This is a genomic window from Actinomadura macrotermitis, assembly GCF_009604375.1.
In the GTDB taxonomy this organism is placed as follows: Bacteria; Actinomycetota; Actinomycetes; order Streptosporangiales; family Streptosporangiaceae; genus Spirillospora; species Spirillospora macrotermitis.
The window spans coordinates 1,164,687-1,176,707 of the sequence record NZ_WEGH01000001.1 but is presented as its reverse complement, the minus strand read 5'-3'; the positions used below and the strand labels follow the sequence as shown (position 1 = coordinate 1,176,707).

General features: G+C 73.3%; 11 protein-coding genes. 10 read left to right on the top strand and 1 reads right to left on the bottom strand.

Annotated elements, in window-relative coordinates; genetic code table 11:
* Positions 1–70: 70 nt before the first annotated feature.
* The 10 genes from dpgA (at position 71) to ACRB68_RS05265 (ending at position 10,615) form a co-directional block, all read left to right on the top strand.
* A complete protein-coding gene (gene dpgA / locus ACRB68_RS05310; protein WP_153531067.1) occupies positions 71–1,120 on the top strand; it encodes a 3,5-dihydroxyphenylacetyl-CoA synthase DpgA in 1,050 nt (349 codons plus the stop codon).
* 53 nt (positions 1,121–1,173) lie between these two features.
* Entirely contained in the window at positions 1,174–1,833 is a 660-nt protein-coding gene (dpgB, locus tag ACRB68_RS05305) for an enoyl-CoA-hydratase DpgB (RefSeq protein ID WP_328593784.1), read from the top strand.
* Positions 1,830–3,116 carry a (3,5-dihydroxyphenyl)acetyl-CoA 1,2-dioxygenase DpgC gene (dpgC, locus tag ACRB68_RS05300; protein ID WP_153531066.1) on the top strand — a complete coding sequence of 429 codons (1,287 nt, stop codon included), beginning with the start codon at positions 1,830–1,832 and terminating at the stop codon, positions 3,114–3,116. Before dpgB ends, dpgC begins: the two co-directional genes overlap by 4 nt.
* On the top strand, positions 3,113–3,904 hold the full coding sequence (dpgD, locus tag ACRB68_RS05295; RefSeq protein WP_328593783.1) for an enoyl-CoA-hydratase DpgD: 792 nt from the start codon (positions 3,113–3,115) through the stop codon (positions 3,902–3,904). The genes dpgC and dpgD overlap by 4 nt, the downstream gene beginning before the upstream one ends.
* A 448-nt stretch (positions 3,905–4,352) precedes the next feature.
* On the top strand, positions 4,353–5,291 hold the full coding sequence (locus ACRB68_RS05290; protein WP_153531065.1) for a ParB/RepB/Spo0J family partition protein: 939 nt from the start codon (positions 4,353–4,355) through the stop codon (positions 5,289–5,291).
* Positions 5,292–5,453: 162 nt separating this feature from the next.
* A complete protein-coding gene (gene hppD, locus ACRB68_RS05285) occupies positions 5,454–6,518 on the top strand; it encodes a 4-hydroxyphenylpyruvate dioxygenase (RefSeq protein ID WP_328593782.1) in 1,065 nt (354 codons plus the stop codon).
* A gap of 15 nt (positions 6,519–6,533) precedes the next feature.
* Positions 6,534–7,586: a 3-deoxy-7-phosphoheptulonate synthase gene (gene aroF, locus ACRB68_RS05280; protein WP_153531063.1), complete on the top strand. Its 1,053-nt coding sequence runs from the start codon at positions 6,534–6,536 to the stop codon at positions 7,584–7,586.
* A 4-nt stretch (positions 7,587–7,590) separates the two neighbouring features.
* Complete coding sequence (locus ACRB68_RS05275; protein ID WP_153531062.1) at positions 7,591–9,087, top strand: tryptophan 7-halogenase; 1,497 nt, start codon at positions 7,591–7,593, stop codon at positions 9,085–9,087.
* Between the two features lie 92 nt (positions 9,088–9,179).
* A complete protein-coding gene (aroH, locus tag ACRB68_RS05270; protein ID WP_153531061.1) occupies positions 9,180–9,548 on the top strand; it encodes a chorismate mutase in 369 nt (122 codons plus the stop codon).
* Positions 9,548–10,615 (top strand): prephenate dehydrogenase, encoded by a 1,068-nt coding sequence (locus tag ACRB68_RS05265; RefSeq protein WP_153531060.1) that lies wholly within the window; start codon positions 9,548–9,550, stop codon positions 10,613–10,615. The genes aroH and ACRB68_RS05265 overlap by 1 nt, the downstream gene beginning before the upstream one ends.
* On the opposite strand, the gene ACRB68_RS05260 is transcribed toward ACRB68_RS05265, so the two are convergent.
* Positions 10,550–11,869: a cation:proton antiporter gene (locus tag ACRB68_RS05260; RefSeq protein WP_153531059.1), complete on the bottom strand. Its 1,320-nt coding sequence runs from the start codon at positions 11,867–11,869 to the stop codon at positions 10,550–10,552. The two genes, ACRB68_RS05265 and ACRB68_RS05260, sit on opposite strands and share 66 nt — an antisense overlap.
* Positions 11,870–12,021: the final 152 nt, after the last annotated feature.

Below are 12,021 nucleotides of genomic sequence, written 5' to 3'. Positions count from 1 at the left end.
CAGAGGTGTCCCGCGACAACGTGAAGATCCTCATCCGGAGCAAGACCCGGATGTGGGGGTGGACCTTCAGATGACCATCACCGCGATCGCCGGGGTCGGCACGGCCCTCGGCCCCGACTCCTACACCCAGGACGAGCTGCTGGAGCTGCTGGGGATCGACGACCCCAAGATCGGGTCGCTCTTCCGCAACAGCGCCATCGACCGCCGCCACCTGACCCTGCCGCCGCCGGGGCCGGCCGGCGGGCGCGAGTCCGAACCGCAGGGCGACCTGCTCGACAAGCACAAGCGGCTCGCCGTCCGGATGGGGGCCGAGGCGCTGGAGGCCTGCCTGAAGAACGCGGGCGCCGGCGTGTCCGACGTCGCCCACCTGTGCTGCGTCACCTCGACCGGCTTCCTCACCCCCGGGCTGAGCGCCCTGATCATCCGCGAGCTCGGCCTGGACCCGCACTGCTCGCGCAGCGACATCGTCGGCATGGGCTGCAACGCCGGGCTGAACGCGCTCAACGTCGTCTCCGGCTGGTCGGCCGCGCATCCCGGCGAGCTGGCCGTGGTGCTGTGCGCCGAGGCGTGCTCCGCCGCCTACGCCCTCGACACCACGATGCGGACGGCCGTGGTGAACAGCCTGTTCGGCGACGGCGCCGCCGCCCTGGCGCTGGTCGCGGGCGACCCCGCCGCGCCGGGCCCCCGCGTCCTGAAGTTCGCCTCCTACGTGATCACCGACGCGATGGAGGCGATGCGCTACGACTGGGACCGCGACCAGGGCCGGTTCAGCTTCTACCTCGACCCGCAGATCCCCTACGTCGTGGGGGCGCACGCCGAGCTGGTGGTGGACCGGCTGCTGGCCGGCACCGGGCTGCGCCGCAGCCGGATCGGGCACTGGCTGGTGCACTCGGGCGGCAAGAAGGTCATCGACTCGGTGTCGGTCAACCTCGGGCTGAGCCGCCATGAGGTGCGGCACACCGTCGGGGTCCTGCGCGATCACGGCAACGTCTCGAGCGGTTCGTTCCTGTTCTCCTACGAGCGGCTGCTCAGGGAGGGCGTCACCCGAGCGGGGGAGTACGGCGTGCTGATGACCATGGGGCCGGGCTCCACCATCGAGACGGCGCTGGTCCAGTGGTGAGCGGGCCCGTGGTCGGAAGGTCCGCGGTGGGAAGGCCCGCGGCAGGAGGGCCCGTGGCGGGCAGGCCCGCGGTGAGCCGGATCGAGCTGACCATCGACGGGACGGGGCCGCTGACGGCCGAGGCCGTCGCGGAGGTCACCACCCTGTGCGACCGGGCCGAGGACGGCCCCGGGCCGGGGCTGGTGGTCGTCCGGCTCCACGGGGCGCCCCGCGCGCCGCGCCCGGCCGGCCTCGCCGTCGGCCTCGTCGGCAAGTGGGAGCGGGCGCTGCGGAGGCTGGAGCGGCTGGAGCGGCCGACGGTCGCCACCGTCGCGGGCGACATCGGCGGGACGGCGCTCGACGCGCTGTTCGCCACCGATCTGCGGATCGCCGCGCCGTCCGCGCGCCTGCTGTTCACCGGGCCGGACGGCTCGGTCTGGCCGGGCATGGCCGTCCACCGGATCGCCCAGCAGTCGGGCCCGGCGGCGGCGCGCCGCGCGGTCCTGTTCGGCATGCCGCTCACGGCCGGTGAGGCGCTGCGCCTCGGGCTGGTCGACGAGGTGCGCGACGACCCGGCGCGGGCCGTGGCGGCCCTGGCCGGGAGCGTCCCGGCGGGGGAGCCCTGGATCCTGCGGCGGCTGCTGTCGGACGCGGTCACCATGAGCTTCGAGGACGCCCTCGGGCCGCACCTGGCCGCCTGCGACCGGGCGCTGCGCCGGGGGGCCGCCACATGACCGGGTTCGAGCCGGCGGCCGCCGGCCTGGCCGCCGCCGCGGCGGCCGTCGAGGAGGTCCTGGCGGCCCTGCCGGAGCCCGGCGACCGCTCGCCCGGCCAGCGGGCCGAGGCCGCCGCCGCCTTCGACGGGGTCAGGGCGCTGCGCGTGCGGTTCCTGGACGCCCATGTCGAGGAGGTCTACGACCGGCTGACGGACGGGCGCGCCACTCGCCTGCGGCTGGACGCCCTGGTGGAGGCGGCGGGCGAGCGGTTCCCCTGGCTCGTCCCCGGCGCCGCCCTCCTGGCCGGGGAGCGGGGCAGGGCCCAGGGCGCCAAGGAGGGCAGGGAGATCGACCAGGGGATCTTCCTGCGGGCCGTGCTGCGCTCCGACGTCGCGGGCCCGCACCTGCTCGACGCGATGCTGCACCCCACCCCGCGGGCGCTGGCCCTGCTCCCGGAGTTCCAGCGGAGCGGGGTGTTCGCCTCGGAGTCGGTCCACCTGGAGCGCCGGGACGGCGTCGCCCGCCTCACCCTGTGCCGCGACGACTGCCTGAACGCCGAGGACGAACGCCAGGTCGACGACATGGAGACCGCGGTCGACCTGGCCCTGCTCGACCCGTCGGTGCGGGCCGGGCTGCTGCGCGGCGGCCCGATGAGCCACCCCCGCTACCGCGGCCGCCGGGTGTTCAGCGCCGGCATCAACCTCAAGAGCCTGCACGCGGGGGAGATCTCGCTGGTCGGCTTCCTGCTGCGCCGCGAGCTCGGCTACCTCAGCAAGATCTACCGCGGGGTGCGGACCGACGCCTGCTGGCACTCCCCCCGCACCGAGAAACCCTGGGTCGCGGCGGTCGACACCTTCGCGATCGGCGGCGGGACGCAGGTGCTGCTGGTGTTCGACCACGTGCTCGCCGCGGCCGACTCCTATCTCAGCCTCCCGGCCGCCGCCGAGGGGATCGTGCCGGGCGCGGGGAACCTGCGGCTCGCCCGGTTCGCCGGGCCGCGCCTGTCCCGCCAGGTGATCCTGGGCGGGCGCCGGGTGTGGGCGGCCGAGCCCGAGGCCCGGACGCTCGTCGACGAGGTCGTCCCGCCCGAGCTGCTGGACGCCGCGATCGAGCGGGCGCTGGACCGGTTCACCGCGGACGGGGAGGCGGTCGTCGCCAACCGGCGGATGCTGAACCTGGCGGAGGAGCCGCCGGAGGCCTTCCGCCGGTACCTGGCCGAGTTCGCCCTCCAGCAGGCGCTGCGCCTGTACGGGGCGGACGTCGTCGCCAAGAGCGGCCGGTTCGCGGGAGGCGCCCGGTGAACCGGGTCAGGTACGACAAGAAGGACCACGTGGCCCGGATCGTGCTGGACCGGCCCGAGGTGCTCAACGCCCTGGACCTGCGGACGCACCGGGAGCTGGCGGCGGTCTGGGACGACGTCGAGGCGGACGACGAGATCAGGGTCGCGGTCCTCACCGGGGCCGGCGACCGGGCGTTCAGCGTCGGGCAGGACCTCAAGGAGCGGGCCGCCCTCGACGCCGCGGGCGACCCCGGCACGACCTTCGGCAGCCGGGGCAGGCCGGGCTGGCCGCGGCTGACCGACCGGTTCACCCTCACCAAGCCGGTGCTGGCCCGGGTGGACGGCTACGCGCTGGGCGGCGGCTTCGAGCTGGCGCTGGCGTGCGACCTCATCGTCGCCTCCGACCGGTCGGTCTTCGGGCTGCCCGAGGTGATGCTCGGGCTCGTGCCGGGCGCCGGCGGGGTGTTCCGGCTGCCCCGGCAGGCGCCCCTCAAGGCGGCCATGGGGTACCTGCTGACCGGCCGCAGGATGAGCGCCGCGCAGGCGCTCGGCCTCGGCCTGGTCAACGAGGTCGTGCCGGCGGCCGGGCTCGACGAGGCGGTCGGCTCCTGGACCGCGGACCTGGTCCGGGCGGCGCCGCTCGCGGTCCGCGCCGTCAAGGAGGCCGCGATGGCCTCCCTGGACATGCCGCTTCCGGCCGCCTTCACCGCCCGCTATCCCCGGGAGGAGGTGCGCCGTGGCAGCGCGGACGCGGCGGAGGGCCCGCGGGCCTTCGCCGAAAAGCGCGAGCCCCGCTGGTCCGGCCGCTGATCTGAGGGCCCCGGGCGCCGCCGGCAGCCCGATTCCCGGTGGCGGGGGCCAGGTCGAATTCGGTTCGAATTGGATTTGTCAATTGAATGACAGGGTGTGGTGCAGATAACAGGGCGGTGCGAGCGCAATCCGTGTATTGAATGATCGAAAATGCTCCGCGCTGGCCACAAGCGGACGTGACCGGGAAGGGTACCAGAAGGCCTATTAACATCGGCTGAGTTGAGAGTGGTGCGTATGCCGTCGCGGATGCGACATGGGCGGCGCACACGGGGAAAGCGCAGAGCGATCGGCGGGGACGTTCACTTGCATTTAAGCGCTGCGCCAGTGTTTTCAGTCGAAAGTTCAGATTGCGAGGAGTGAGGCCTTGAAGTCTGCACCCGATCAGAACGGCCTGCTGCCGGTCGTGGAAGTGGATATCAGAACGCTGTCCACCGGGGGATCACCGCGCATGTCGGGCGAAAGCCTGGAACACGTGGAGATGCTCGCCGCCGCCCAGGCCGAGCTGCCGCCGATCACCGTCCACCGGCCCACCATGCGGGTCATCGACGGCATGCACCGCCTGCGCGCGGCGCTGCTGCTCGGCCACGAGAAGATCGCCGTCCGGTTCTTCGAGGGCCCCGAGGAGGACGCGTTCGTCCTCGCCGTCCGCGCCAACATCGCCCACGGGCTCCCGCTGTCGCTGGCCGACCGCAAGCGCGCCGCGGAACGCATCATCGGCTCCCACGCGCAGTGGTCGGACCGGATGATCGCCCAGGTGGCGGGCATCTCGGCGCGGACCGTCGGCGAGATCCGCCGCACGATCAGCGTCGACGCCGCCCGCGAGCGGGTCGGCCGGGACGGCAAGGTGCGCTCGCTGGACGGCACCCGGGGGCGCGAGCGCGCCTACGAGCTGATCACCGAGGACCCCAGCCTGTCGCTGCGCGAGATCGCCCGCGCCGCCGGCATCTCGCCCGAGACCGCCAGGGACGTCAGGAACCGGCTGCGCCGGGGCGAGGACCCGCTGCCGCGCGGCCGGGCGCTCGCCGCGCGCCAGGGCGGGCAGCGCGACCGGGCCGCCGGCCTGGCCGCGCCCGCCACGCCCGCCGCGACCACCGCGGCGGGCCGGACGGACGCCGGCGGGGTGGCCACCGCGACCCGGCCCGTCCCGCAGCCGGCCGCCGCGGTGGAGAAGCTCAAGGCCGATCCCGCGCTGCGCTTCAACGAGAGCGGCCGCGATCTTTTGCGGCTGCTGAACATGCACACGATCCGCACCGAGGACTGGAACAAGATCGTGGAAAGTGTTCCGCCGCACTGCACCTGGATCGTCGCCCAGCTCGCCCGCGACTGCGCCGAGCTGTGGACGGAACTGGCGTCGCGGTTCGAACGCAACGCCGCCGGCGCCACCTGAGAAAAGGGCGTGCGTTCCGCTGGAAGCGGGCAGCCGAATTCATCGGCGATATGTCCAAGTGCCGGGAATGAACGGTTGGACGTGTCGGATGGAGCGCCGTTCCGAAATAGGTTGGGCCAGAGCCGGGCGCACCCGGAGTGCGCCCCGACAGAGGTGGAGCAAGTGGAGATTCACGCGATCGACCACGTCGAATTATTCGTCGACGATCTCAAAAGCGCCGCGGGGCATCTGTGCGACTCCTACGGATTCGCCGTCACCGGCCGGGGCGGCCCCGACACCGGCCTGGCCGGCTGCGAGTCGCTGCTGCTGCGGCAGCACGACATCACCCTGCTGCTGACGGCGGCGCTGGACCCCGCCCACCGCGCGGCCCAGTACGTCCGCCGGCACGGCGACGGGGTCGCCGTCCTCGGCCTCGCCGTCGACGACGCCGAGGACTCCTTCGCCACCGCCGTCGAGCGCGGCGCCGAGCCGGTCGCCCCGGCCGAGCACCGGGCGGGCGGGGTCGCCTTCGCCTCGGTGGGCGGCTTCGGCGACGTGGAGTACCGCTTCACCTCCCGGACCGACCCCGCCGGGCCCTTCGCCCCCGGGATCATCGAGGAGTTCGGCAACGGCCCCGCCTTCGTCGGGGCCCTGCGCGCCATCGACCACTTCGCGGTCTGCGTCCCGGCCGGCCGGCTCGCCGAGACCGTCCGGCGGCACCGGGAGGTCTTCGGCTTCGAGCAGACCTTCGAGGAGGTCATCATCGTCGGCGGGCAGTCGATGATCTCCAAGGTGGTGCAGAGCCCCTCGCGGGCGGTGACCCTCACCGTCATCGAACCCGACACCACCAGGGAGCCCGGCCAGATCGACCGGTTCCTGGCCGCCCACGACGGCGCCGGCGTCCAGCACGTCGCCTTCCTGGCCGACTCCATCACCCGCGCCGTCCGCGAGTGCGAGCGGCAGGGCGTCCGCTTCCTGGACACCCCCGCCGCCTACTACTCCCAGCTGCCCGGCCGGCTCGGCGACGTCGGCGTCCCGCTGGAGGAGCTGCGCGAGCTCAACATCCTCGCCGACCGCGACCAGCGCGGCGTCATGCTGCAGATCTTCGCCGCGTCCCGGCACGACCGCGGCACGCTGTTCTACGAGCTCATCGAGCGGCGCGGCGCCCGCACCTTCGGCAGCAACAACATCAAGGCGCTCTACGAGGCGATCGAACGCCACCCCACGGACCAGGTCGGCCGGGCCTAGGAAGAGGGGGACCCCATGGTCGTGGTCATGTCCGCGGACGCCACGCAGGCGGACGTCGCGGAGGTCGTGGAACTGGTCAGATCGGTCGGCGCCGAGGCGTTCGTGAGCCGGGGCGTGTCCCGGACGATCGTCGGGCTCGTCGGCGACGCCGGCGCGCTCGGCATGCTCAGCCTGCGCGGCCGGCGCGGCGTCTCCGACGTCGTGCGGATCTCGGTGCCGTTCAAGCTCGTCAGCCGGGAGAACCACCCCGAGCGCTCGGTGATCGAGGTCGGCGGCGTGCCGATCGGCCCCGGCTCGCTCACCGTCATCGCGGGCCCGTGCGCGGTCGAGACCCCCGCGCAGACCCTGGCGGCGGCCCGGATGGCCCGGGCGGCCGGCGCGACGCTGCTGCGCGGCGGCGCGTTCAAGCCCCGCACGTCGCCGTACGCCTTCCAGGGCCTCGGCGAGACCGGGTTGAAGATCCTGGCCGACGTCCGCGACGAGACCGGCATGCCCGTCGTCACCGAGGTCGTCGACCCCGCCTCGGTCGAGCTCGTCGCCTCCTACGCCGACATGCTCCAGGTCGGCACCCGCAACATGCAGAACTTCGCGCTGCTGCAGGCGGTCGGCTCGGCGTCCAGGCCGGTCCTGCTGAAGCGCGGGATGAGCTCCACCATCGAGGAATGGCTGATGGCGGCCGAGTACATCGCCCAGCGCGGCAACCTCGACATCGTGCTGTGCGAGCGCGGCATCCGCACCTTCGAGAAGGCCACCCGCAACACCCTCGACGTGAGCGCGGTGCCGATCGCCCAGCGGCTGTCGCACCTGCCGGTCATCGTCGACCCGTCGCACTCGGGCGGCCGGCGCGACCTGGTCCTGCCGCTGTCCAGGGCGGCCGTCGCCGCGGGCGCCGACGGGCTGATCATCGATGTCCACCCCGACCCGGCCATCGCCCTGTGCGACGGCGACCAGGCCCTGGTCGGCGCGGACCTGGCCGAGCTGGCCGGCCAGATCACCGGGCTGGCGGCGCTGATGGGACGTACCGCGGCCACCGCGGTGCAGGAACCGATCCGAAGCAGAGGAAGGTAGCCGAATGAGTGCTGGGAACCGCGAGGAATTCGATGTCGTGGTCGTCGGGGGCGGCCCCGGCGGATCGACGCTGTCGACGCTCGTCGCCATGCAGGGCCACCGCGTCCTGGTCCTGGAGAAGGAGACCTTCCCCCGCTACCAGATCGGTGAGTCGCTGCTCCCCTCCACCGTCCACGGCGTCTGCCGGATGACGGGCGTCACCGACGAGCTGGCCGAGGCCGGCTTCACCCTCAAGCACGGCGGCACCCTGCTGTGGGGCGCCAACCCCGAGCCGTGGACGTTCTCGTTCTCGGTCTCGCCGACCATGGCGAGCGCGACCTCGACGGCCTTCCAGGTCGAACGCTCCAAGTTCGACAAGATCCTGCTGGACAACGCGGTCCGCAAGGGCGTCGAGGTCCGCCAGCAGGTGACCGTCAACGACGTCGTCGAGGAGGGCGGCCGGGTCACCGGCGTCGCCTACACCGACGCCGACGGCGCCCAGAAGGAGGTCTACGCCAAGTTCGTCGTCGACGCCTCCGGCAACGGCAGCCGCATCTACAAGAAGGTCGGCGGGACCCGCGAGTACTCCGACTTCTTCCGCAGCCTCGCCCTGTTCGGCTACTTCGAGAACGGCAAGCGGCTGCCCGAGCCCACCTCCGGCAACATCCTGTCGGCGGCGTTCCCGAGCGGCTGGTTCTGGTACATCCCGCTCAGCCCCACGCTGACCAGCGTCGGGGCCGTCGTCCGCAAGGAGATGGCCGCGCGGATCCAGGGCGACCCCGAGGAGGCCCTGCGGTCCCTCATCGACGAGTGCCCGATCATCAAGGACTTCCTGTCGGACGCCACCCGGGTCACCGAGGGCGACTACGGCCAGCTGCGCGTCCGCAAGGACTACTCCTACCACCAGACGACGTTCTGGCGGCCCGGCTTCGTGCTCATCGGCGACGCCGCCTGCTTCGTCGACCCGGTGTTCTCCTCGGGCGTGCACCTGGCGACCTACAGCGCGCTGCTCGCGGCCCGCTCCATCAACAGCATCCTGGCCGGGCTGGTCGAGGAGGCGCCGGCGTTCAACGAGTTCGAGGCGCGCTACCGGCGCGAGTACGGCGTGTTCTACGAGTTCCTCATGTCGTTCTACGACATGCACGTCGACGAGAACTCCTACTTCTGGTCGGCCAAGAAGGTCACCCAGAACCAGCACTCCGAGCTGGAGTCGTTCGTGGAGCTGGTCGCCGGCGTCTCCTCGGCGGAGTTCCAGCTCGCCGACGCCGAGTCCGCCGCGCTGCGCTTCAAGAAGCGCTCCGCGGAGTTCGCCGACGCGATCGACGAGCTGGTCGCCGACGAGGAGCAGAGCATGGTCCCGCTGTTCCGCTCCTCGGTGGTGAAGCAGGCCATGCAGGAGGGGGCGCAGGTCCAGGGCCGGGCGCTGCTCGGCGAGGACCTGGGCGAGGACGTGCCCATGTTCGAGGGCGGCCTGATCACCTCCGACGACGGCATGCTGTGGCTGGTGCCGGGCCAGGCCTGACCGCTCTTCCCGCCCGCCCGCCGCCTCCCCAGGGCGGGGGCGGGCTTTTCCATCCCCGGCCACGGCCGGCCCCCTTGCTGCGAAGGAGCATCATGACCCTGCACGCGATCCGCGGTGCCACCCAGATCGAGCTGAACACCCGGGACCTGATCCTGGAGGCGACCGGTCAGCTCGTCACGGAGCTGATGGTCCGCAACGACCTGACCGCCGACGACCTGATCAGCGTGATCTTCACGGCCACCCCCGACCTGACCGAGGCCTTCCCCGCGCTGGGCGCGCGCCGGGCCGGCTGGACGCGGGTGCCGATGATGTGCGCGACCGAGATCGCCGTGCCCGGCGCGCCGCCCCGGATCGTGCGGATGCTCGCCCACGCCGACCTCGACCGCCCGCGCGGCTCGGTCAGCCACGTGTACCTGCGGGGGGCGGCGGCGCTGCGTCCCGATCTGGCGCTGGCGGAGTGATGGGCCTGCGGAGCGTCCTGATCGTCGGGACCGGGCTGATCGGCACCTCGATCGCGCTGGCGCTGCGCGAACGGGGGCTGGAGGTGCTGCTCGCCGACCGCGACCCCGCGGTGGCCCGGCTGGCCGCCGAGCGGGGCGCGGGGCGCGCCGTCGAGCCGTCCGGCGCCGAACGGGCCGACCTGGCCGTGCTGGCCGTGCCGCCCGGGGCCGTTCCCGCGGCGCTGCGGGACGTGCAGAAGCTCGGCGCCGCCCGCTACTGCACCGACGCGGCCAGCGTGAAGGCCGCGCCGATCGCGGAGGCCGCCGCCCTCGGCTGCGACATGACGGCGTTCGTCGGCGGCCATCCGCTCGGCGGCCGCGAACGCTCGGGGCCGCTGGCGGCCAGGCCGGGGCTGTTCGCGGGCCGGCGCTGGGTGCTGTGCCCGACCCCGGAGTCCGCCCCCGCGGCGGTCGAGGCGGCCGAGGCGCTGGCCCTGGCCTGCGGCGCGGTCCCCGTGGTGATGTCGGGGCACGAGCACGACCGCGCGGTGGCGCTGACGTCCCACACCCCGCACCTGGTCGCCTCCGCGCTCGCCGCCCGGTTCGCCGAGGCGCCCGAGCCGGTGATGGCGCTGGCCGGGCAGGGGGCCAGGGACGTCACCAGGATCGCGGCGGGGGCGCCCGAGCTGTGGTCGTCGATCGTGTGGTCCAACGCCGGGCCCATCGCCGAGGCCCTGGACCAGGTCGCGGGCGACCTGCGCCGGACCGCGCGGGCGCTGCGCGGCACGGGCCCCGGGGAGCCGGTGCACGACCTGCTGGTGCGCGGGGTCGAGGGCTACGCGCGGATCCCCGGCGGGGAGCGGACGGGGCGGCGCGGGTCCGTCCCCGTCCTGGTGCCCGACCGGCCGGGCGAGCTCGCGCTGCTGCTGCACGCCGTCTGCGTCACCGGGATCGGCGTCGAGGCGGTCGCGTTCGCACCGGGCCGGCCGGTCGGGATGGTGGAGCTGACGGTGGAGCAGGGGTCAGCCGGTCACCTTGCCGGGGAGCTGCGCGCCCGCGGCTGGGCCGTTCCGGTCGGTGAGGCGTAGCCGCTCGGCCGCGGTGTGCTCGACGCGGCCCATGGTCAGGCGCAGCACGGGCGGCGCCATCAGCGAGGTGACGACGGCGACCAGCACGATGATCGTGTAGCTGGCCGCGTCGAGGATCCCCAGCCGCAGCCCGACCATCGCCACGATCACCTCGATCACCCCGCGGGCGTTCATGCCCGCGCCGAGCGCCAGCGACTCCCAGCGGGTGAGCCGGCTCAGCCGGCCGCCGAGGTAGGCGCCGGCGAACTTGCCCGCGACGGCGGTGGTGAGCACGAGCAGCGCCGCGCCGAGGACGGCGGGGTGCGACAGCGCCCGCAGGTCGATCCGGAGCCCGGCCGTCGCGAAGAACACCGGGGCCAGGAAGGCCAGCACCAGCGACCGCAGCCCGGCCAGGCGCGACCGGTCGAAGCCGGGCCGCGTCCCGATGACCATCCCGCCCACGAACGCGCCGAAGACCGCCTCCAGCCCCAGGGCCTGGGTCGCGGCCGCCGACAGCAGGAGCAGGATGACCGTGATGGTGACGTGCGCGGCGTCCGAGCCGCCGGCGCGCCGCAGCAGCAGGCCGGCCAGGGGCCGCCCCGCGGCCACGGCGGCCACGACGACCAGCAGCAGGTGGAGCAGCGCGGTGCCGGCCTTGCCGGCGGTCATCCCGCCCACGGCCATCGCCGAGACCACCGAGAGCATGAACCAGCCGAAGGCGTCGTCGACCATGCCCGAGGCGAGGGTCAGCTGCCCGACGTCGCGGTGGATCAGGTTCATGTCCAGGAGGGTCTTGGCGATGACCGGGATCGCGCTGACGCACATAGCCACGCCGAGGAAGAGCGCGAACACGTCGGTGTCGGGGGTGCGCACGTGCAGCATCGCCACCAGCGGATAGGCGAGCGCGATCCCGGGCAGCAGCGGCACGACGATCCCGGCCAGGCTCACCTTGAGGGCGGTGCCCTTGCGGCGGCGCAGCAGCGCCAGGTCCATCTCCATGCCGGTCAGGCCGACCAGCAGCAGGACCCCGATCTGGCCGAGGGCGTCGAGCAGGTGCGCCTGCTCGGGCCGGTGGGGGAGGAGCCAGCCGGCGGCGCCCGGGGCGAGCCAGCCGAACAGCGAGGGCCCGAGCAGGACCCCGGCGAGCAGTTCGCCGACGATCGCGGGCAGCCCGAACCGGGCGGCGATCCGGCCGAGCAGATGGGCCAGGCAGAGCAGCACCCCGACCTGGAGCAGGAAGACCAGTAACTCATGCGCGGGCAATGGTGGCGCCATGAATTCACTCCCGATGAAATGGTTGCCATCAGAAGCGGGAATGGTACCTCTGGTCGGATTCGAGGTGATGCCGAGTCCATTTCAAGGAACCGGCCCTGCTGTTTTGGCCATGGAGGCCGGCGCACCCCCACCCTATGTCGAAATACCGGTTT

Coding starts and splice junctions, on each gene's coding strand:
- dpgA (WP_153531067.1), top strand. CDS start 71: ATGACCATCACCGCGATCGCCGGGGTCGGCACGGCCCTCGGCCCCGAC.
- dpgC (WP_153531066.1), top strand. CDS start 1,830: ATGACCGGGTTCGAGCCGGCGGCCGCCGGCCTGGCCGCCGCCGCGGCG.
- ACRB68_RS05290 (WP_153531065.1), top strand. CDS start 4,353: ATGTCGGGCGAAAGCCTGGAACACGTGGAGATGCTCGCCGCCGCCCAG.
- aroF (WP_153531063.1), top strand. CDS start 6,534: ATGGTCGTGGTCATGTCCGCGGACGCCACGCAGGCGGACGTCGCGGAG.
- ACRB68_RS05275 (WP_153531062.1), top strand. CDS start 7,591: ATGAGTGCTGGGAACCGCGAGGAATTCGATGTCGTGGTCGTCGGGGGC.
- aroH (WP_153531061.1), top strand. CDS start 9,180: ATGACCCTGCACGCGATCCGCGGTGCCACCCAGATCGAGCTGAACACC.
- ACRB68_RS05265 (WP_153531060.1), top strand. CDS start 9,548: ATGGGCCTGCGGAGCGTCCTGATCGTCGGGACCGGGCTGATCGGCACC.
- ACRB68_RS05260 (WP_153531059.1), bottom strand. CDS start 11,869: ATGGCGCCACCATTGCCCGCGCATGAGTTACTGGTCTTCCTGCTCCAG.